Origin of the sequence: Micromonospora zhanjiangensis (assembly GCF_042650605.1) — a bacterium.
GTDB classification, from domain to species: domain Bacteria; phylum Actinomycetota; class Actinomycetes; order Mycobacteriales; family Micromonosporaceae; genus Micromonospora_J; species Micromonospora_J zhanjiangensis.
The window spans coordinates 50,173-68,755 of record NZ_JBHSBN010000009.1 but is presented as its reverse complement, the minus strand read 5'-3'; the positions used below and the strand labels follow the sequence as shown (position 1 = coordinate 68,755).

Genomic DNA, 18,583 nt, shown 5'->3' with positions numbered 1-18,583 from the left:
CCTCGCACCCACCGCGTTGCCCGGACCGCAGCCGATTGTGCCCCTGCCGCCAGATCCGCGATCGAGGCGGGTCGGCGCGTCCGGTACCCGGTGCGATCGCCGCCGTGACCGGCGCGGTGGCCGGCGCGGGGCGGCAGGCGTCGGTCACCTCCGCGGTCAGTCGTGTTCGGCCTCGACCAGGCGGCGCAGGCACTCGCCGGCTATCGCGGCGGTGGCGGTGAACTCGTCGCCGTTGCCGATCAGGGCGGGAATGCGCTGACACATCAGCCGGACCATCTCGGTCCACAGGTCGATCGGGTCCAGCCCGGTCGGCGCCCCGGCCACCAGGTCGCTGACGGTGTCCCGGATCAGGGCGTGACGCTGGTCCATGCTCGCCGCCCGATCGGGCGTACGCTCCCAGCCAATCGGCACGATCGTCTCCTCCCGGCGCTGTCGGTGGCGTCCCGGCGAGGGCCACGCGCACACGTTGTGCAACGACAGACATCGACGGGGGTGGCGGGAAGCGCCGGGCACGCCGACACACCGGCGGGGCGTGGAGCGCCGGGCCGGCCCGGGCACCCGGCGGGTCGCCGGGCTGGGCCGACCACCACCCGGCCGGGAGCGCTGTGCTCAGCGACGCCCGGGGCGGCGTGGCCAGCTGGGCCGGCCGAACCGGCGCAGCAGGGCGTTGACGGCGTCGAGTTCCCGGCCGGTCAGCGCCGGCCGGGTGGTGGTCCGCTCGCCGAGCGGGGCCGGCACCGGCTCCGGGTCGGACCGCCGGACCACGTGCACCTGCACCCAGGTCGGCGTCAAACGCAGCAGCACCAGGTCGTACCGGGCGGGCCGCAACCGGCGCGGCAGCGCCACCCGCAGCGGGCCGGGCGGCTCACCGCGCACCGGCAGGCCGCGGTCCCGGGCCCAGCCGGTGAGGACGGGAGCCGGGTCGTCGCCGGAGGTGAAGCGGGCGAACTCCGAGCCGGCCCGCTGCCGTTTGGGGTAGTGCAGCCCGTCGGGCAGCGGGATCCGGCCCCGTTCGTCGGGATCGGGAAACCGGACCCAGTCCGGGTCCACGAAGTCGATCAGGTCGATCAGGGCGCGCTGCGCCAGCGAGATCCGCGGCCCCGCCGGTTCGCCCCGGACGAGTCGTTCGACGTCCCGGTCCAGGCCGTCGAACCAGCGGGCGAACTGCGGTTCCGTCTCGAACCGGCGGACGAACTCGCCGTAGCCGAGGCTGTCGCTGCGGTGCCGGTCGTCGACGCCGCGCTCGACGACCATCAGCTCCCCGACGGCCCGCTGCGTCGCCCGGAACACCCGGAACGTCGGGTCCCCGATGCCGCCGGTGGCCAGGATGTCGACCACCTCGAACAGGTGCCGCTGCAACGCCGTCGTGCGCCGTACGTCGCCGGCGTCGATGACCTGTACCTCGCGCCGGACGATCTCCAACCAGGCGAGGAACTGACCGAACAGCCACAGGGTGCTGAGCCGGCGATAGTCCGCCGGGATCCGCTCGTCGGTCAGGAAACCCTGGCCGCGGATGTTGTACAGCCGGCTCTGCAGGTCGAAGGCGGCCCTGGCCAGCGGCTCCGAATAGCGCGCGAGCACCTGTTCGGACCGCTGCCGGGCGCCCCGGCGGGCGTCCAGCCGGTCCTTCCAGGCCGGACCGTAGAAGGTCGCCACCAGGGTGGTCGCGACGCTCACGGCGGCGGTGACGAGGACGGTCGGCAGTTGGCTGTCCACGGTGTACGGCCCCATCCTGCTAACCCGAGCGGCACATCGCTGGATCATCCGCTGGCGGTCGTCCAACCGTCAACCACGAACGGGCGGAGGCCGACGAAGCGGGTTGTCCCGCGGCGGGCGTCGTTCGCTGTTCGCGGTGAGCGTGCCGACCAGGGTCGCAACGGCCGGGTTCGTCGTGCAGGGTGGGCGGATGGATGTCGCCTTCGTTCTGGTCCACAGCCCGTCGGTCGGCCCTTTGACCTGGGCTCCTGTCGCGCAAAGAATGGAAGCCTCGGGCGTCCGGGTCGTCGTGCCGTCGCTCGTGGGCGTCGCCGATGCGAGTCCACCGTTCTGGCGGCCCGTGGTCCGCGCGGTCCGGGAGGCGATCGAACAGATACCGCAGGGTCAACCAATCGTGCTCGTTGCGCACAGCAACGCTGGTCTGTTCGTGCCGGTCATCGTCGACGTAAGCCCGCGGCGGGTTGCCGGCTGCCTGTTCGTCGACGCCGCGCTGCCGTCACCAGCCGGGCCTACCCCCGTCGCCCCGGCTGAGCTGTTGGATTTTCTTCGGCCGAAGGTCGCCGAGGGCCGGCTGCCGCAGTGGACGCAATGGTGGGACGAGTCCGACGTCGCGCCGATGTTCCCCGACGCGGAAACCCGCTCGGCGGTGTCCGCCGAGCAGCCGCGGCTGCCGCTGAGCTACTACGAGGAGGTGGTACCCACTCCGACCGGTTGGAACGACCGTCCGTGCGGTTACCTGCTGTTCGGCCCGCCGTACGAGCCGCTGGCGAAGGAGGCGACGGAGCGAGGGTGGGCTGTCGAGCATGTTCCTGGCCGGCATCTCCATCAACTGGTGGACCCGGAGGTGGTAACGGCCAGGATCGTCGCCATGGCTGCCGGGTGGCAGTGACTCGCCGGCTACGACGAGGCGGCCCGTTCGCCGACCCGTAGCCGGCCGGGGCGCAGCACCTCGGCGTAGCTGCCGAAGCAGGCGGCCCGGCCGAGGTCGGGCAGGTCGGTCCGGTAGTCCCGGGCCAGGGTGGCCAGCAACGCCCGGTCGGCCGGCAACGTGCCCTGGGCCAGGCCGGGCACGACGCAGCGCGGGGTGCGCACCAGCACCCGCAGCACCACCTCGCCGAACCGCAGCCGCGCGCCGGGCTCCGGGTCGCGGTCCGCGTCCAGCACCAGGTTGGGCCGGAACCGGTCCGGCGACACCTCGGTACGCCCGATCCGGTCGGCCAGCTCGGCGAGCGCACCGGTGGTGACCAGGTGTACGGCGCCGAAGTCGACGAACCGGCCGGAGCGGGCGCCCGCGACCGGGGTCACCGTCTCGGTGCCGGGGTCGATCCCGGCCATCCACTGCGGGACGAGTCCCGGCTCGTCCGGCAGTAGCCGGTGCAGCCTGGCGTCCGGGGGCGCCACCCGGGTCAGCCGTACCGGATGGTCCAGGTGGGCGCCGAGCGCGGCGTCGGTCGCGGCGCTGCCGGCGGTGAAGGTCCGCCCGTCCAGTTCCAGCGTCACCGCCGGGTCGCCGGCACCCTCGACGTACCGGGCCGGTACGTCCAGCAGCCGGCCCCAGCGGCGGGGCAGCTTGGCGCTGCCCACCGTCCCGTCGGCGGCGTCCAGCCCCGCCGCAGCGGCCCCAACCATCGCGTTGCGCAACCAAGTCCGCCGCCCCCGCCGGCCCCGGCAGGTCTGTCGGAACCGCGGGTCACCGGGGCGCCGGTGGTCCGCCACGGCCGGGGCGCGCAGCGGGACGACCCCGCCGCGCGTCCCGGCTCGGGCCGGCCGCGGTCAGCCGACGAACTGGGTGAGCTGGATCAGGTTGCCGCAGGTGTCGTCGAGCACCGCGGTGATCACCGGTCCCATCTCCGCGGGTTCCTGGGTGAACCGCACCCCGAGGCCGCGCAGTCGCTCGTGCTCGGCCCGGACGTCGTCGACGGCGAACGACGTGGCCGGGATGCCGTCGTCGACCAGCGCCGTCTTGAACGGCCGCACGGCCGGGTGGCCGCTGGGTTCGAGCAGGAGTTCGACGCCGTCCGGGTCCTCCGGTGACACCACGGTCAGCCAGGAGTCCTCGCCCAGCGGGACGTTGTGCTTCTCCTTGAAGCCGAGCACCTCGGTGTAGAAGCGCAGCGCCTTCTCCTGGTCGTCCACGAACACGCTGGCCAGGTGGATTCTCATCTCAGTCCTTCCCGGTCTTCTTGAGCCACCGTTCGACGATCGGTTCGAGCGGCGCGGTGTTGAGGTGGTGGAACTTGTAGCGGCCCTCGCGGCGGGTCTCGACCAGGCCCGCCTCCGCCAGGACGTCCAGGTGCTGCGAGATCGCCTGCCGGGACGAACCGAGCCCGTGCTTGTTCGTCAGGCGCGCGCAGATCTCGAACAGGGTCTGACCGTCGCGGTCGGTCAGCTCGTCGAGGATCGCACGGCGCGTAGGGTCCGCCAGGGCCTTGAAGACGTCACCCACGCAACCGAACGTTATGCAAGTGACCACTTGCCTGTCAAGGCAGGCCGGTTCGGCGCGGCGGCTCGGCGCGGCGCGGTGACCTGGGACGCACACGCACGGCTGACGGGTCCGCGACCCGTCAGCCGTGCGGCTGTGCTGTCTGTCCGCTACGGGCGCTGCGCCCGCAGGACGGCCCTGGCCGACTCGGCCGGGTGGTCCGGGAAGATGTCGTCGAGCGCGCCGTGCACGCTCAGCACCTCCGTCGCCGGGGGTGGACCCGGTTCGAGGGCAATCTTGTCGAACAGCGGCTGCAGATCCGCCGCCGGACGCTACACCGGAGGCGGCGGGCGACGGCCGTACGGGGCGTGACGAGGAATTGTCGCCGGTGATCAGCCGCTGCGGCGGTTTCCCCACTGCCGTGGACCCTGGACCGAACCGCGGCCACCGAACTGCTTGGCCTTGCCCTCGATCTGCCGCTGCTTGGCGGCCGTCGTCTTCGCCCGCCGGGCGGCCCGGTTCTGGAAGACGGCGGACTCGTCCTCGGCCGGCGACCCGTCCGTCCCGGCGTCGGCGTCGGTCACGGTCTCGGCGGCGTCGTTCTCTTTCGGCGTACCGGGATCGGGCATGTTGTACTCCCTGGGTTTCTCGTGCGTGAGCCGCACGGTACGGCACGGGGAAACCTTAGCGCCGGGGACGCCGCGCACCCCACCGCCCCGGCCGTCGGCCCGACCCTCGGGGCGGAGGCGGTCCGCGGCCCGGGTGATGAGTTCTCGGGCCCGTACCCGTCACACCTACGACCGGACACGACGAGACGGAAGGATGGCGTGATGGGTGTGGACGTGCGGTTGGGCGAGGTGGACGAGTCGGCGTTCTCGGGGTTGGCGCAGCGGCACCGGCGGGAGCTGCACGTGCACTGCTACCGGATGCTCGGGTCGTTCGAGGACGCCGAGGACACCGTGCAGGAGACGTTCCTGCGGGCCTGGCGGCGGCGGGAGACGTTCGAGGGACGGTCGACGTTCCGGGCCTGGTTGTATCGGATCGCCACCAACGCCTGCCTGGACCTGCTGGCCAGCTGTCGTCCGGAGCCGGCCATCGGTGGTGAGGTGCGGTGGCTGCAGCCGTACCCGGACCGGTTGCTGGACGAGTTGCCCGCGGCCGGCGCGGACGAGCCGGAAACTGTGGCCGTCGCGCGGGAGACGATCGAGCTGGCATACCTGGTCGCGGTCCAGCACCTCGCGCCCCGGCCGCGGGCCGTGCTGATCCTGCGGGACGTGCTCGGCTGGCCGGCCCGGGACGTCGCGGAGTTGCTCGGGGACTCGGTCAACTCGGTGAACAGCGCGCTGCAGCGGGCCCGCGCCGGGATGCGGGAACACCTGCCGGCGCAGCGGCAGGACTGGACCGGCGGCGACGAGGACGCCGGCACCCGCGAGCTGGTACGCCGCTTCACCGACGCCAGCGTGGCCACGGACATCGACCGGCTCGCCGCCATGCTGCGCGAGGACGTCCGGTGCTCGATGCCGCCCACGCCGGGCCTGCACGTCGGCCGCGACGCGGTGGTGCGGGACTGGATCGACGACGGCTTCCCGGGCATGACCGGTCTGCGCGCGGTCCCCACCGCCGTGAACCGGCAGCCGGCCGTCGCCTTCTACCACTGGCGGGAGCGGGAGGGCGCCTACCTGCCGTTGACGCTCGACGCCCTGCGGATCACCGGTGGGATGATCACCGAGATCGTCACGTTCCACGCCGACCGGTTCCCGCGGCTCGGACTGCCCGACCGCCTCCCGGCCGACGGGGTGACGCGATGAACAGGATGAAGGACACCGGGATCGCCGCAGCCCGGGGAACGGGTCGCACCCGCCTCCTCCTCGGGCTCGCCGGCACCGGCCTCGTCGCCACCCTCGCGGCGATGGTGGCCACCACCCTCGCCGCCGCGCTCGCCCGGGCCGTCGGCGCCGACTTCGAGATCCCCGACGGTGGCGAGGCCATCCCGTTGGCCGGGTTTGCCGTGGTGACCGGCTTCTTCTCGGTCGTGGGCACCGGCATCGCCGTCGCACTGCTGCGGTGGAGCGCACGTCCTGCCGAGCGGTTCGTCTGGACGGCCGGGTCGCTGACCGCGATCTCGTTGGTCCCGCCGTTCGTCTCCGGGGCGAACGCCGCCACCGTCGCCGCCCTGGTCGGGCTGCACCTCGTCCCCGCGACGGTGATGATCCAGACCCTGACGCGGAGCCTGCGCGCGCGAGCCGGTTGACGGTTCCGCCATCGCTCGTCTCCAGTGCGGATTCCAGCCGGCGCTCCGGGTAGTCGCTCTGGTTACTCGCGCCTCGGGCGTACCAGCAACTGGGCGGCGGGGGCCGATCCGGGCCGGCGTCGGGTATGGTTCCACCCGTGGTGCGTACGTATCGATGGTTTAGTCAGCCGGCCAGCGGAGCCGGTGACTCGGCCATGACCTGACGTCACCAGATCCAGCAGAGCCGGCTGAAAGCAGGGACATCCCGTCCCTGCTTTTTTCGTGGAATCAGCCGGCTCGGCTCCCGGGCGCCGGCCCCGGGATCGGCGGTCGGCGGAAATAGGAGCCTGACGATGCCCACCATCGGGATGGGTCGGACCAGTGACCAGCGGATCGACCGGATCGTGCCGCTGACCACCCCGGCCCTGCTGCACCACGAACTACCGCTGGACGAGTCCCTGGCCCGCGTCGTGCTGGACGGCCGACGATCGGCGGCCCGGGTGCTCGACCGGGAGGACGACCGGTTGCTGGTGGTCGTCGGCCCGTGCTCGGTGCACGATCCGGCGGCCGCCCTTAACTACGCGCGGCGGCTACGGGTGGCGGCGGCCGAACACGCCGACGACCTGCTGGTGGTGATGCGGGTCTACTTCGAGAAACCCCGCTCCACCGTCGGCTGGAAGGGCCTGATCAACGATCCCGGGCTGGACGGCTCGGGCGACGTGAACGCCGGGCTGCGTGCCGCCCGGGCGCTGCTGCTGGACGTCCTGCGGCTCGGCCTGCCGGTCGGCTGCGAGTTCCTGGACCCGATCACCCCGCAGTACATCGCCGACACGGTCTCCTGGGGCGCCATCGGGGCCCGTACGGTCGAGAGCCAGGTGCACCGCCAGTTGTCGTCCGGCCTGTCCATGCCGATCGGGATGAAGAACCGCCCGGACGGCAGCGTCGGCACCGCGGTCGACGCGATCCGGGCGGCCGGCGTGCCGCATGTCTTCCCCGGCATCGACGTCTCCGGCGCACCGGCGATCATGCACACCCGGGGGAACGCGGACTGCCACCTGGTGCTGCGCGGCGGCCGGGGCGAACCCAACTACGACGCCGGGTCGGTGGGCCGGTCGCTCGCCCTGCTGCGGGCCGCCGGCCTGCCCGAGCGGCTGGTGATCGACGCCAGCCACGACAACAGCGGCAAGGACCACCGCCGGCAGCCGCTGGTCGCGACCGCCCTGGCCGAGCAGCTGGCGGACGGCCAGGGCGGCATCGTCGGGGTGATGCTGGAGTCGTTCCTGGTGCCCGGTCGGCAGGACCTGGACCCGACCCGGCCGCTGGAGTACGGACAGTCGATCACCGACGCCTGCCTGGGCTGGCCGGAGACCGAGGGCGTACTGGCGGACCTGGCGGCGGCGGTCCGGGCCCGCCGGGCGGCGACACCGACCGGCGCGGCCCGCGACTGAGCCGTGAGCTGGGGCGCCGGTGCCGGCCGGCGCCCAGGCGGCTAGCTGGTCTTTCCCGCCTTGTCGACGAACCTCGCCGCCACTCGGGTGATGGTGAACTGGACCTCGCCCCGCTTGATGTGCAGCGGCCCGTCGGGCGCCTTGAACGTGTAGTCCTTGGCGGCCACCGAGCGGTAGCCCACGAACTCGTGCGTACCGGCGTCCAGCAGGAGCTGCTCGGAAGACGCGGACCGCCACCTGACGCTGCGGGACGGTCGGCGCCGCACTCGGTCGGCGCGGAATGGGGGGCGTATCAGCGGCGAATTACACAGAAAACAGATGATTGATCCGGTATCGGAGTGTCGTCACGCGGTCCAGTGAACACTGTGATTAGGTTGCCCGGTCTGCGTCCGGCACGGTTGTGGAGGATCGGAATGAGTGACGACATCCGGGAGATCGAGGTCAAGTACCGGATTATGGACGTCGGCGCCGTTCTGGCCGCGCTGCGGCAGCGTGGCGTGACCATCTCCGCCCCCGTCGAGCAGGACGACCAGGCGTACGCGATGCGAGGCTGGGCCTACGGACAGAGCAGAGCGGGGCTCGCCTTCGCCCGGCTACGTACGCAGAGCGGGCGGCACACCTTCTGCGTCAAGCAACCGCTCGACAATGAGCTGGCGTGTGCCGAGCACGAGACCGAGGTCGCCGACCGAGCTCCGATGCACGCGGCGATTCTCGCCATGGGCTTCTACCCAACTACGCGGATCGTCAAGACCCGGCGCACGGGGCGCCTCGGGCACCTCTCGCTCTGCTTGGACGAGGTGGCCGGCTTGGGCTCGTTCCTGGAGATCGAGGCGCTCGTGTCGGACAAGCGGTCCGGCGTCGAGGTGCAACGGGAGCTGGACGAGTTCGCCCGGTCGCTCGGGGTTGACCTGGAGCGCAGCACCGATACATACGACTCCCTCGTCCATTCCGCCCAAGCGGTCGGCGTCTGACCGCCCCTACGGCAGCCTGGCCCGTACCTGGTCGAAGATGGCGGCCGCCACCTGCTCCGGCCGGTGATCGCGTACGTCGTGCACCAGCACGGGGAAGCCGGCCTCGGACAACTCCGTCGCCACCCTGAGATAGAGATCGTTTTCGGTTCGTCCCGCGTCCTCGCCGCCTCGGTGGAAGCGGCTGTGGATGCCGCGGGCGGCTGCCCTGGCCCGGGAGCTGGCCGGATCGCCGGTGAGGATGACGGTCAGGTCGGGTCGGTCGATGTGCCGATTGATGGCCCACAGAAAATCCGGCTCCACGCCGTCCAGACGTTGCAGCACCAGTGAGGTGGCCAGGTAACGGTCGCAGACCACAACCTTTCCGACGGCCAGGGCGGGTCGGATCTCGCGCTCCAGATGGTGGTAGCGATCCGCGGCCACCAGGCACGCCAGGGTGAGCCCGCGATACTCGTCGGTGCCGTACCGAGCGGTGCTGCCCAACGTCGATTGGGTGGGTTCCTTGGTCGCGACGACCTCCCAACCGCCTTCGGCGAGGCGGTCGCAGAGCAGCGCCGTCGTGGTGGTCTTTCCCACGCCACTGGGGCCGTCGATCACAATGAAGCGTCCCGGACCGGTCATGCCCGACTTCGCCGATCGTGCTGCTCACGGGCCAGCTTCACCAGTTGACGACGCAGGTAGGACAGTTCGACTTCACCGAACTGTATGTTGACCGAGAAGTTGAACTCGTCCCTCTCCCGCATGGCTTCCTCCAACCCGTCACCGGTCAGGTCGACGGCGGTGTAGTCGAGTAGCTGGCTCGGCTCGTACCTGCCGGTGGCGAGTAGTCGGTGCCATTCCGGTGTCCCCGGATAGGGGCGGAACTCGAAGACGCTCGCCCGGAACGAGCCCGGGCCGGCTGCGGAGATGTCCCACAACTCGTGGACGTGCCGGACGGTGGCGTCCAGTTCCTCGCGGGTCTCGGTCGGCAGACCGAGGATGAAGTAGCCCTTGACGTTGATGCCCGCGCGGGTCAGTCGCCGCACCACCTGCCGGGTCAACTCCGGGGTGATCCGCTTGCCGATGTGGCGCAACATGCGCGTGCTGCCGGACTCCACTCCCAGCGCCACCTCCCGGCAGCCGTTCTCGGCGAGGGTCGCCAGCAAGGAGTCGTCGGTGCGGGCCAGCACGTTGATCCGTCCGGTCGCGTCCCAGACGTACCGGTCGCCGACCCGCGCCGCGCCGAAAGCGGCCATGCAGGCGCGGATGAACCGCTCGTACCCGAGAAACAGGTCGTCCACGAGGCGGAATGCGGTGACGCCGTAGTCGGCGTGCAACGCGTCCATCTCGGCAATGATGTTCTCCGGCCCTCGGGTGCGGATGGTGACGTCCGGGTTGGCGCTGACGGCCGCGCCGCAGAACGAGCAGTCATACGGACAGCCACGGGCGCCCACCATTGCGGCCTCCAGGCGTCCATCACCGCCGTCGTACGGGTCGGCGGCGAAGTAACGACGGTCCACGAACGGCAACGCGTTGATGTCCGGCGCGAGGTGGAAGGATCGGCCCGGCATGCCGCCGGTGACCGGTGTCCTCATGATCGGGTCGAGCCACATGACGCCCGGCAGCTCGGCGCGGGTACGCCGATCGCGCAACAGTTCGGCAACCCGGCTTTCGGCCTCGCCCACGACAAGTGCCTCCAGTCGGTGGAACCGGGGATCTTCGAGCACCGCCAGCGGCATGGCCTTGGCCTGGTGGCCACCCACCATGACCGCGATCGCCGGATCGAGACCGGCCGCCAGGCGAGCGGTCAATTCATAGGTGGGAGCGAGCAGGTTGAACCCCACCCAACGAGGAGCGCGCTCGTTGATGACGTGCCGCATCCGGTCGAGGCCCAGCCCGAGAGACTCCCCATCCAGGACTCCGACGTTGAATCCGCAAGCGGCGGCGTAGGTCGCGATGTAGCCCATTCCCAACACGGGCAAGGTGAAATCGTTGACCCGGGGCCGCAGACCGTAGTCCCGCAGCGGAGCGTTGACCAGCAGCAGGTCGAGCGGCGCGTGGGCGCCCGCGCCGAGTATCGGGTCAGACCGATCCGCCGTGCCTGCCCGCCCAGGCGAGGGTGAGTAGGGTGAGGCTGGCGAGGTGGTCACCGGTCACCTGCCGCCACATCCGGGCGAACGCGGCCTCGTCCGCGGGCCAGGGATGATCCGGCGCGGCGTGCCGGGCCCAGGTGCGGACTGCCAGGTCGCCGTAGGGATAGAGCGACCAGTCGTTGCTCCAGTCGGCGACTGCGGCCCCCGCGCTCCACGGACCAACGCCGGGGATGGTCTGAAGTTCCTTGACCAGTACGGAAGGTGAGAGTTGCGACCAGGTTTCGCCTCGGTCGAGGAAGGCTTCGGCAGCGTGACGCAACGGTCTTCTCTTGAAGGCCATGCCACACTGAGTGAAGTCGCCATCGCTCAGAGCTATCACATCTGCGGGAGATGGAAAAGAGCGAATGTCGGTGTGATCGGATAGCGCGATCCGTGGACCGTAGGCATCGCAGAAATTGCGGTACAGGAGCCGAGCCTGAGCGGCTCGGATCACCTGACGGACAATTGCCGTCGCCAGTGCGTCCCACAGGCTCGGGTTGCGCAGCCGGCCGACGCGGCCGAGTTGGGCAAGGGGCGCGGCGATCGGAGACGCCCGCCTGCCTGACGACCGAGATGTTGCGAAAACATCGGGGCTGGGCGGGGGAGCGACGCCGTCCAACAACGTCCACGTGGGCCGGCCCTCGCGCACCTCGACCAGCCAGGCGGTCCCGCTATCGACCGACAGCACGCGGCGGAAGCCACCACCCGAAGGCCGCCACGAGGGATGATCCGTCAGCAGGAGGTCAAACTTCACGGCCCCTCCGATGATCGACTCCGCGATCAAGCGATTGTTTCACCTCGATCGGCGCACGCGCGGTCGCCTCGCCGTTACCGGGCCTGCCCTGACGGAGTGGTCCGCCCGTGCGCCGGCATTCGACAATCGGATACGGCGGCGCGCGGGCTCAGATCATCTTGGGCTGAGGAGGCAGAACTCGTTGCCCTCCGGATCGGCCAGCACCGTCCACGGGACATCCAGGTCGATGACGGTGGCGCCGAGCGCTACCAGCCGGGCCGTCTCGGCCGCCAGGTCGTCACCCGGGTACGGGCGCAGGTCCAGGTGCACCCGGTTCCACCCGGTCTTCACGTCGGGCGTACGGAGGAACTGCAGGTACGGGCCGACGCCCTTGGCCGAGCGCAGCACCGCGTTCTGGTCGGTCACCTTCAGCACGGTCCAGTCCGTGGCCTCGCCGTAGAAGCGGGCCATGGCCAGCGGGTCCGCGCAGTCGACGACCACCGAGGCGATCTGCCCGGTGTCCTGGTCCGGGTCGTGCCAGTCCAGCACGCAGAACTCGTTGCCCTCCGGGTCGGCCATCACCTGCCACGAGACGTCGCCCTGGCCCACGTCGACGGGGGTGGCGCCGAGCTCGGTCAGCCGCGCGACTAGCTCCGCCTGGTGGGCCTTCGAGGTGGTGGCGAGGTCGACATGCACCCGGTTCTTCACCGTCTTGGGTTCCTCGGACACGACCAGGTCGATGAAGATGGCGGCCGGGTCGGGGTAGGTGAGGCCCTTGGGTTCGAGGTTGATCACGCCGGGTCCCTCGCTGGAGATGTCCCAGCCGCCGAGCACCTCCGCCCAGAATGCGCCCAGCGCGGCCTCGTCCCGAGCCTTCATGTTGATCTGCACCAGCCTCGTCGCCATGCGGCGATGGTAGGGCCTGTCTCCGGTTCGACGGTGGAGGCACCCGCCCCGGCCAACGAACGGGCGCAGCTCGGTCCCAGGAGTTGACGCAGCTCAGCCAGGGGCTGAACGTCCGAGTCCCGGGTCCAACCCGTGCTATAAGTATTATCCGAGGAGGCTGCGTAATGCTTATATCGACACGGGTGTGGCGAGCGTTGCTCGACGCCGGGGTCACTCTCGTGCCACTCGGCGCGGACCGGGTCGAGCTGACCTCTTCCGGTGTCGGAGGGACCAGCACGGTCGTAGCCTCTACGGCGCCGTTGAATCCGAGCGACATCGCGGCACTGGCCGACCGGCACGGGGAGCCGGGGCTGATCATCGTGCCGGCGGCGACACCCGCGGCTCGGGCCGCCGCGGAGGCCGCAGGCTGGTCGTGGCTCGTGGACGACGGTCACCATGTCGTCGGAACTCTCCGGATCGGCGGACAGCGGGTCCGCCTTGACACGGCCACCGCGCCGACCCGAGAACGGCCTCGCCGGGTCAGGCCGGGTCGCCTGCCATGGGGCACCTTGACGCTGGTCCGGCGACTGATCGAGCGGCCGTACGCCACGCAGACCGAGTTGGCCGAGCTGACCGGCGTCTCGCAGCCGCGGGTCTCCCAGTCGCTGCGAACCCTGAGCGAACAAGGTCTCGTGCGACGGACCTCGACGGGCTGGACAGCCGCAGACGTGGATCGGCTCGCCCGCTGGTGGCTCGACGCCTATCCCGGTCCCGGCGGAATCAGTACCTTCTGGTTCGGTCTGGAGCCGCCGGTGGCCCAGGCGCGAGCGGTCGTCGCCCTGTTCGACACGATCGCTGCCAGGAGCGAAACGGCAACCACCCGGCACCCCAGCGTCGCAGTCTCCGGCGATGTCGCCGCAGACTTCATTGCCCCCTGGCACACGCCCAGCCGCGCGATCGTCTACGCCCGTACCGGATCGGACCTGGCGCCCGCCGGGCTCACCCCAGCGGGCGCGGACGAAGCCACGTTGGAGCTGGTGGTAGCCAGAGATCCCGGTGTCTGGCCGGGCGAGCGGATCGGGGATTCGCTGCCCCTGGCCGACCCGCTGCAGATTCTCTGGGACGTGCGGCGCTCGACGGGTGCCGACACGGAGGAGGCTGCCGACCGGTTGTGGCAGGTGCTGCGCCGCCGGACCTGGCACACCGGTGGAGGACATGCGGCATGACCGGACCGAAGATGACCCAACCGGCGGTCCCGCCGCCACGTTCGGTATCGCTCGTGTCGACGAGCCGCGCCGCCGACGCCGGTTTCCTGACCCTTGCGGACCTGTCGGCCATCGCGACCGAACTCGCGGTCGACTACCGAATCGTCGGGGGTCACATGGTCACGTTGCTGGTGGCCGCTGATGGCGTCGAGGCCCAGGTGCCCATGCGGGAAACGGCAGACGCGGACTTCGCCGCGCTGCCCCAGGTCATCGCCGATCCTCGGCTGACCGCCGCCCTGACCCGGCACGGCTACCGCAGCCGGGAGGCGGCCAACCGATTCGTACGGGGACATGACGACGCGTACGGGCGACTGGACCTGGTCGTCGACATTCTGGCTCCCTCGTTTCGCGGCAGAATGGTGCCGAATCAGCGGCACGGCGAGCTGGTTGTCGACGAGGTGCCGGGTCTGGCGCTCGCCCTGCACCGCCCGGCGGTGCTGCTGGATCTGCGGGTACGACTCACCGGCGGGCCGCAGCTCACCATGCGGGTCGCGTTGCCCGACCTGACTTCGGCGCTGTGCCTCAAGGCGATGGCCTACCGGGGTCGCTACGCAGCCAAGGACGCCGTGGACCTGTGGCGGCTGCTGAACGCCGCTCACGCCGCTGGACTGCGCGCGGCGGCGTGGCCGGACAGCGTGACCGGACGCGCGGCGGGTGACGTATTGCACCGCTTCTTCGGTACGCCCAGCGCAACCGGTCTTCCGCAAATGTCCCCGATGCCTGCCGACCGGACCCGCATGCAGGCGCTGGTACGGCAGATCGTCGCCGTGAATTGAGCTGTCTGGCGGCGGCAGGTTCGCTGAAGGTGGCCAGGGCCACCAGGATGCTCAGGACTATCCCGAACTCGACCAGCGACCGGACCCGGGGTCGCACGATCTTCGTCCGCGGGGAGATCCGGCTCGGCGATTCAGTGTCTTGATCCTGCCGAAGGTGCACCTGCATCAGCGCAGGCGGGCGAAGGCGTCGTCCGCGTCGGCGACCGCCTCGGGCCGCACATCCTGCGCCGACCGCCCGTCGGCGATCTTCTGCCAGTTGGTCCGGGCCAGGACGCGTTGCACCGCGATCACCTGGGCGGCCACCAGCCGCCCTGGGACACCCGGGTCGAGGACGGCGGCCAGGGCGTCCTCGTCGTCGAGCATGTACCGCAGGATCCGGCCCGCCAGGCTCGGGGTGGTGAACACCATCCGGTGGAACGCCACCACCTCGGGGTGGTCGTTGAGGCCGGTGACCGGTTCGAAGCGGTCGAGGCCGGCCCGGAAGTGCCGGTGCAGCGCCGTGATCGGCGCGGTGCCGTGGGGCCGGTCGCGGACCACCCGGGCGGCCTCGCCGTTGTGGTCGGCGAAGCGGTGCAGGATCAGGTCTTCCTTGGTGGTGAAGTAGCGGAACAGCGTCGGCTTCGACACCTCGGCCGTCGCGGCGATGTCGGCCACCGACACCTGGTCGAACCCGTGCGCCAGGAAGAGTGAGATCGCCGCGTCGGCGATCGCGTCCCGGGTCCGTACCTTCTTGCGGGCCCGCAGGCCGACCGGCTCGCTCACCGCACCACGGTAACACTCGTTACCGAGTTGCTTCTTTAACCCGGTAACGAAAAGATGGCGACCATGGAAGACACGACATCCACGCAAGGGTCCGCGGTGCTCGTCACCGGGGCGACCGGACGCATCGGCCGCGCCGTGGTCGACCAGCTCACCGAAACCGGTACGCCAATCCGTGCCCTCGTCCGCCGCCCCGAGTCGGCGGCGACCCTGCCCGCCACCGTCGAGACCGTCACCGGCGATCTCACGGTGCCCGAATCGCTCGACGCCGCGCTGCCCGGCATCGACACGGTCTTCCTGGTCTGGACCGCCCCGCCGCAGACCGCGCCGGCCGTCGTCGACCGGCTCGCCGCCCACGCCCAGCGGATCGTCTACCTGTCCGCCCCGCACCGGACCCCGCACCCGTTCTTCCAGCAGCCGAACCCGATGGCCGCGCTGCACGCCGAGGTCGAGCGGCTCATCGCCGCCACCGGAGTCGACTCGACGATCGTCCGGCCGGGGATGTTCGCCTCGAACGCCCTGTCCTGGTGGACCGCCGCGATCCGTGCCGACGGCGTGGTCCGCTGGCCGTACGGCGCGGCCGAGACCGCCCCGGTCGACGACCGGGACGTGGCCGAGGTCATCGCGCACATCCTGCGCGACGGCGGCCACGCCGGCGGCGACCACGTCCTGACCGGCCCCGAGTCACTCACCCAGGCCGACCAGGTACGCGTCATCGGCGACGCGCTGGGCCGCCAGCTGACGTTCGAGGAGATGTCCCCCGACGAGTTCCGACGCCAGGCCCCAGAAGCCGCGCGCCCGGCCGTCGACATGCTGCTGGCCGCGTGGAACGCCGCGACCGGACGCCCGGCCTACGTCACCTCGACGGTGTCCGACCTGCTCGGCCGGCCGGCCCGAACCTTCCATCAGTGGGTCACCGACCACGCCACGTCGTTCACCGGCGACCCGCACCCGACGGAGTAACTGTCGACCCCGTCCGCTGACACGCGGGCGTGGCGGGCGCTGCTCGACGCCGGCGGCACGCTCGTGCCGTCGGCCGCACGGCAGGCTGATCCTGCTACCGGTCAGCGGACCCGGTGTGCGCTGCTGGTGGATAGAGGAGCACATGCACGTCGGGCAGGTCGGCGAAGGTGGTCTCGATGAGCGGGCGGACGTCGGACCAGTCGAGACCGCCCTCCCCACAGCCGAGCGCCGGTACGGCCACCGACCCGATGCCGTGGTCGCGAATCGACAGGGCCAGGTCACACAGCCCGGTCTCGACGTGCGTCAGCCGGGAAGGGGATCGCCAGTGGCCCTTGGTGGGGAAGTTGATGACGTACCGGTGGCGGCCGGGGCGGCCCGAGTCGTACACGAACACCTTGCCCAGGCGGACGTCACCGGCGGCGCAGGCGGCCCGGTAGGCGGCGTAGTTGCGCGGGTGAGCCTGCCTGAAGGCCAAGGCGAGACCCTTGCCCATGACGCCCACAGTGTTGACCGCGTTGACCAGAGCTTCGGCGTCGGCTTCGAGCAGGTTGCCGCAGCTGGAAACGATCACGCCAACATCTCTACCAGCTGGCTCCGACATCCACCCGTCGCCGTGGATGACGGTCTGGCGTCCTCGCTACTACGCCTCATTCAGGGCGTCGAGGTTGAAGTGCTCAGCCAGTCGGTCATGGGTGAACCTGTTCCGTAGCTTGCAGGCAGGGGCCTGGTTGGCGAACAGGCCCTTCTCCTGGAAACCGTCCGCCCGCGGCCGCGTGACCAGCCACCGTACGGGCACCACCCACTCCTCGTTGTCCGGACCGGGCGCATGCCGGTATTCGGCATGGAGTTGCAGTTCGCGCATCTTGCGCGCCTCGCCATTCACGGTCAGCACCGTCTCGTCAACCGGCCTCGCCTCCCCGAGCACGACACCGACACCGACGTAGCCGGACCTGGGGATGTACACCGAGATCCGGCCGCCCTCGGGCAGCGCCCGCAGCCGACGGGAGAACCACTCGCTGCCGCCGGCGGACACGAAGCCGTACCGCATCGCGTCGTCCCAGGAGCGGATGCCGGACTCCTCGCCGAATGTCACATACCAGTCGAGCCCGTTCCACGGTTCCTTTGCCCGCTGGCGCCGGGACGACGGAGTCTCGGCGGTCTCGGACTCCGTGACCAGCCAGGTGCGGGCGAGGTACGACCGGGCATCGTCCTCGAAGTAGCGGAACAGCGCGACGTTGATCGGGACGCCGTAGCTGACCAGGTAGCTGGCGATCCGCTCGGTCGCCGGGTCGCTGTCGCTCGCCACCACGGTCAGCACGTGGGAGGCGTTCAGCTCCTCCGGTGGGGAGACGCCGAACCGGTCCTCGAACGCCTGCTCGAAGCGCACACCGGAGCGGTAGCCACCGAAGATCTCCAAGATCCGCTCATGGGTCAACTCCTGGATCCAGGACCCGTAGTCGAGCGCCTGGGCGACGACCTCGCGTGGCGTCTTGTCCCGCTTGAGTTCGAGCACGTGCAGCCGACCGTCGCCGTCGACCGCGAGCAGGTCGATGAACTTGCCGAAGTCGGTCTGCACCTGTCGCCCCACCAACATCAACGGTTCCCCGAGGATGGTCGGATCGCGCTCGATCATGTCCTCCAACCGGGACTCCAGCGGCACACCGCTCGGTGACAGCCGTCGTGGCTCACCGTCGACCCGCCAGAGTCCCAATTCCGTTGGCATGAGCGACTCCTCAGGGGTGTATCGAGGTCCGTACCGGAGACCACCGCAGACCTCGTGATCACCCTAACGGTCGAGGACGGCGGCCAGGAGGCACCGGGAAGAGGGTGCGGGGGTTCAGACGCGGGTGCCCCGCATCGCTTCCACCACCGCCGTGCGTACGGGTTCGTGGACGAGCGGTGGCAACTCCTCCGGCCGGAACCAACGGATCTCGTCATGTTCGTCGGGAGCGACGTTCGTCGGCGTCCCCGCCCACTCGTCGACGAGCCAGGCGCTGAAGCGCACCGATTCGTCTCCGTGGCCGACCTGTAGCCGACACAGGTGGGTCGCCGAGCCTGTCGCTATCCGCACGCCCAGTTCCTCGTGCATCTCCCTGGCGAGCGCGGCCAGCTCTGTCTCGCCCGCGTCGACATGTCCGCCCGGCAGATCCCACACGTCCGGGTAGACGGGGCGGTTCGGACTCCGATGGACGAGCAGGACCCGACCTTCGCGAACCAACGCCGCGATGACGATCTCAGGCATGGCCGGGATGGTGGCATGACCGACCGACAAAAACGGTGGGGTCTGGGATATCGCTTGCCCAGCCA

The 18,583-nt window shown here is 70.6% G+C and carries 23 protein-coding genes; 8 read left to right on the top strand and 15 right to left on the bottom strand.

Going from position 1 to position 18,583, the window contains the following annotated elements:
* Positions 1-156 precede the first annotated feature (156 nt).
* Complete coding sequence (locus ACFOX0_RS15480; protein ID WP_377546089.1) at positions 157-411, bottom strand: hypothetical protein; 255 nt, start codon at positions 409-411, stop codon at positions 157-159.
* A 198-nt stretch (positions 412-609) separates the two neighbouring features.
* A complete protein-coding gene (locus ACFOX0_RS15475; protein ID WP_377546087.1) occupies positions 610-1,731 on the bottom strand; it encodes a hypothetical protein in 1,122 nt (373 codons plus the stop codon).
* A gap of 121 nt (positions 1,732-1,852) precedes the next feature.
* Between ACFOX0_RS15475 and ACFOX0_RS15470 the strand changes: the two genes are divergently transcribed.
* Positions 1,853-2,605, top strand: a complete 753-nt coding sequence (locus tag ACFOX0_RS15470) for an alpha/beta hydrolase (protein WP_377546085.1) — start codon at positions 1,853-1,855, stop codon at positions 2,603-2,605.
* 8 nt (positions 2,606-2,613) lie between these two features.
* Here ACFOX0_RS15470 and ACFOX0_RS15465 read toward each other — a convergent pair whose 3' ends face one another.
* The 4 genes from ACFOX0_RS15465 to ACFOX0_RS15450 all read right to left on the bottom strand — a co-directional run bounded on the left by ACFOX0_RS15465 (position 2,614) and on the right by ACFOX0_RS15450 (position 4,767).
* On the bottom strand, positions 2,614-3,345 hold the full coding sequence (locus tag ACFOX0_RS15465; RefSeq protein ID WP_377546083.1) for an MOSC domain-containing protein: 732 nt from the start codon (positions 3,343-3,345) through the stop codon (positions 2,614-2,616).
* A 144-nt stretch (positions 3,346-3,489) separates the two neighbouring features.
* Positions 3,490-3,879, bottom strand: a complete 390-nt coding sequence (locus ACFOX0_RS15460) for a VOC family protein (protein WP_377546081.1) — start codon at positions 3,877-3,879, stop codon at positions 3,490-3,492.
* Between the two features lies 1 nt (position 3,880).
* Positions 3,881-4,162 carry an ArsR/SmtB family transcription factor gene (locus ACFOX0_RS15455; RefSeq protein WP_377546079.1) on the bottom strand — a complete coding sequence of 94 codons (282 nt, stop codon included), beginning with the start codon at positions 4,160-4,162 and terminating at the stop codon, positions 3,881-3,883.
* Positions 4,163-4,530: 368 nt separating this feature from the next.
* A complete protein-coding gene (locus ACFOX0_RS15450) occupies positions 4,531-4,767 on the bottom strand; it encodes a hypothetical protein (RefSeq protein ID WP_377546077.1) in 237 nt (78 codons plus the stop codon).
* Between the two features lie 201 nt (positions 4,768-4,968).
* Here ACFOX0_RS15450 and ACFOX0_RS15445 point away from each other — a divergent pair, with 201 nt between their 5' ends.
* From ACFOX0_RS15445 to ACFOX0_RS15435, 3 genes are all read left to right on the top strand, one after another.
* Positions 4,969-5,946, top strand: coding sequence for an RNA polymerase subunit sigma-70 (locus ACFOX0_RS15445; RefSeq protein WP_377546075.1), 978 nt, complete (start codon positions 4,969-4,971; stop codon positions 5,944-5,946).
* Positions 5,943-6,389: a DUF6069 family protein gene (locus ACFOX0_RS15440; protein ID WP_377546073.1), complete on the top strand. Its 447-nt coding sequence runs from the start codon at positions 5,943-5,945 to the stop codon at positions 6,387-6,389. Before ACFOX0_RS15445 ends, ACFOX0_RS15440 begins: the two co-directional genes overlap by 4 nt.
* Positions 6,390-6,721: 332 nt before the next feature.
* Positions 6,722-7,816, top strand: coding sequence for a 3-deoxy-7-phosphoheptulonate synthase (locus ACFOX0_RS15435; protein WP_377546071.1), 1,095 nt, complete (start codon positions 6,722-6,724; stop codon positions 7,814-7,816).
* Between the two features lie 41 nt (positions 7,817-7,857).
* Here the strand turns inward: ACFOX0_RS15435 and ACFOX0_RS15430 are convergent, their stop codons facing one another.
* Complete coding sequence (locus ACFOX0_RS15430) at positions 7,858-7,998, bottom strand: hypothetical protein (RefSeq protein WP_377546069.1); 141 nt, start codon at positions 7,996-7,998, stop codon at positions 7,858-7,860.
* A gap of 231 nt (positions 7,999-8,229) precedes the next feature.
* Between ACFOX0_RS15430 and ACFOX0_RS15425 the strand changes: the two genes are divergently transcribed.
* Positions 8,230-8,787 (top strand): class IV adenylate cyclase, encoded by a 558-nt coding sequence (locus ACFOX0_RS15425; RefSeq protein WP_377546067.1) that lies wholly within the window; start codon positions 8,230-8,232, stop codon positions 8,785-8,787.
* A gap of 6 nt (positions 8,788-8,793) precedes the next feature.
* Here ACFOX0_RS15425 and tmk read toward each other — a convergent pair whose 3' ends face one another.
* The 4 genes from tmk to ACFOX0_RS15405 all read right to left on the bottom strand — a co-directional run bounded on the left by tmk (position 8,794) and on the right by ACFOX0_RS15405 (position 12,534).
* The gene (gene tmk, locus ACFOX0_RS15420) at positions 8,794-9,405 is read right to left on the bottom strand and encodes a dTMP kinase (RefSeq protein ID WP_377546065.1); all 612 of its coding nucleotides are present in this window, start codon (positions 9,403-9,405) and stop codon (positions 8,794-8,796) included.
* On the bottom strand, positions 9,402-10,739 hold the full coding sequence (locus ACFOX0_RS15415; protein WP_377546353.1) for a B12-binding domain-containing radical SAM protein: 1,338 nt from the start codon (positions 10,737-10,739) through the stop codon (positions 9,402-9,404). The genes tmk and ACFOX0_RS15415 overlap by 4 nt, the downstream gene beginning before the upstream one ends.
* A gap of 106 nt (positions 10,740-10,845) precedes the next feature.
* Positions 10,846-11,649 (bottom strand): hypothetical protein, encoded by an 804-nt coding sequence (locus ACFOX0_RS15410; protein ID WP_377546064.1) that lies wholly within the window; start codon positions 11,647-11,649, stop codon positions 10,846-10,848.
* 153 nt (positions 11,650-11,802) lie between these two features.
* Positions 11,803-12,534: a VOC family protein gene (locus tag ACFOX0_RS15405; protein ID WP_377546062.1), complete on the bottom strand. Its 732-nt coding sequence runs from the start codon at positions 12,532-12,534 to the stop codon at positions 11,803-11,805.
* Between the two features lie 182 nt (positions 12,535-12,716).
* Between ACFOX0_RS15405 and ACFOX0_RS15400 the strand changes: the two genes are divergently transcribed.
* Together ACFOX0_RS15400 and ACFOX0_RS15395 are read left to right on the top strand one after the other, a co-directional pair.
* The gene (locus tag ACFOX0_RS15400; RefSeq protein WP_377546060.1) at positions 12,717-13,739 is read left to right on the top strand and encodes an ArsR/SmtB family transcription factor; all 1,023 of its coding nucleotides are present in this window, start codon (positions 12,717-12,719) and stop codon (positions 13,737-13,739) included.
* 11 nt (positions 13,740-13,750) lie between these two features.
* Positions 13,751-14,554 (top strand): hypothetical protein, encoded by an 804-nt coding sequence (locus ACFOX0_RS15395; protein WP_377546058.1) that lies wholly within the window; start codon positions 13,751-13,753, stop codon positions 14,552-14,554.
* Between the two features lie 165 nt (positions 14,555-14,719).
* Here the strand turns inward: ACFOX0_RS15395 and ACFOX0_RS15390 are convergent, their stop codons facing one another.
* Positions 14,720-15,316 carry a TetR/AcrR family transcriptional regulator gene (locus ACFOX0_RS15390; RefSeq protein WP_377546056.1) on the bottom strand — a complete coding sequence of 199 codons (597 nt, stop codon included), beginning with the start codon at positions 15,314-15,316 and terminating at the stop codon, positions 14,720-14,722.
* A 63-nt stretch (positions 15,317-15,379) separates the two neighbouring features.
* Between ACFOX0_RS15390 and ACFOX0_RS15385 the strand changes: the two genes are divergently transcribed.
* The gene (locus ACFOX0_RS15385) at positions 15,380-16,276 is read left to right on the top strand and encodes an NAD(P)H-binding protein (protein WP_377546054.1); all 897 of its coding nucleotides are present in this window, start codon (positions 15,380-15,382) and stop codon (positions 16,274-16,276) included.
* A gap of 94 nt (positions 16,277-16,370) precedes the next feature.
* Here the strand turns inward: ACFOX0_RS15385 and ACFOX0_RS15380 are convergent, their stop codons facing one another.
* From ACFOX0_RS15380 to ACFOX0_RS15370, 3 genes are all read right to left on the bottom strand, one after another.
* Complete coding sequence (locus ACFOX0_RS15380) at positions 16,371-16,847, bottom strand: macro domain-containing protein (protein WP_377546052.1); 477 nt, start codon at positions 16,845-16,847, stop codon at positions 16,371-16,373.
* A gap of 69 nt (positions 16,848-16,916) precedes the next feature.
* On the bottom strand, positions 16,917-17,999 hold the full coding sequence (locus ACFOX0_RS15375; RefSeq protein ID WP_377546050.1) for an endonuclease NucS domain-containing protein: 1,083 nt from the start codon (positions 17,997-17,999) through the stop codon (positions 16,917-16,919).
* Positions 18,000-18,113: 114 nt separating this feature from the next.
* Complete coding sequence (locus ACFOX0_RS15370) at positions 18,114-18,518, bottom strand: NUDIX domain-containing protein (protein ID WP_377546048.1); 405 nt, start codon at positions 18,516-18,518, stop codon at positions 18,114-18,116.
* Positions 18,519-18,583: the final 65 nt, after the last annotated feature.

Excerpts from the sequence above, each read along its gene's own strand:
- ACFOX0_RS15475 (WP_377546087.1), bottom strand. The coding sequence starts at position 1,731 with ATGGGGCCGTACACCGTGGACAGCCAACTGCCGACCGTCCTCGTCACC.
- ACFOX0_RS15465 (WP_377546083.1), bottom strand. The coding sequence starts at position 3,345 with ATGGTTGGGGCCGCTGCGGCGGGGCTGGACGCCGCCGACGGGACGGTG.
- ACFOX0_RS15460 (WP_377546081.1), bottom strand. The coding sequence starts at position 3,879 with ATGAGAATCCACCTGGCCAGCGTGTTCGTGGACGACCAGGAGAAGGCG.
- ACFOX0_RS15450 (WP_377546077.1), bottom strand. The coding sequence starts at position 4,767 with ATGCCCGATCCCGGTACGCCGAAAGAGAACGACGCCGCCGAGACCGTG.
- ACFOX0_RS15445 (WP_377546075.1), top strand. The coding sequence starts at position 4,969 with ATGGGTGTGGACGTGCGGTTGGGCGAGGTGGACGAGTCGGCGTTCTCG.
- ACFOX0_RS15440 (WP_377546073.1), top strand. The coding sequence starts at position 5,943 with ATGAACAGGATGAAGGACACCGGGATCGCCGCAGCCCGGGGAACGGGT.
- ACFOX0_RS15435 (WP_377546071.1), top strand. The coding sequence starts at position 6,722 with ATGCCCACCATCGGGATGGGTCGGACCAGTGACCAGCGGATCGACCGG.
- ACFOX0_RS15425 (WP_377546067.1), top strand. The coding sequence starts at position 8,230 with ATGAGTGACGACATCCGGGAGATCGAGGTCAAGTACCGGATTATGGAC.
- tmk (WP_377546065.1), bottom strand. The coding sequence starts at position 9,405 with ATGACCGGTCCGGGACGCTTCATTGTGATCGACGGCCCCAGTGGCGTG.
- ACFOX0_RS15405 (WP_377546062.1), bottom strand. The coding sequence starts at position 12,534 with ATGGCGACGAGGCTGGTGCAGATCAACATGAAGGCTCGGGACGAGGCC.
- ACFOX0_RS15395 (WP_377546058.1), top strand. The coding sequence starts at position 13,751 with ATGACCCAACCGGCGGTCCCGCCGCCACGTTCGGTATCGCTCGTGTCG.
- ACFOX0_RS15385 (WP_377546054.1), top strand. The coding sequence starts at position 15,380 with ATGGAAGACACGACATCCACGCAAGGGTCCGCGGTGCTCGTCACCGGG.
- ACFOX0_RS15375 (WP_377546050.1), bottom strand. The coding sequence starts at position 17,999 with ATGCCAACGGAATTGGGACTCTGGCGGGTCGACGGTGAGCCACGACGG.
- ACFOX0_RS15370 (WP_377546048.1), bottom strand. The coding sequence starts at position 18,518 with ATGCCTGAGATCGTCATCGCGGCGTTGGTTCGCGAAGGTCGGGTCCTG.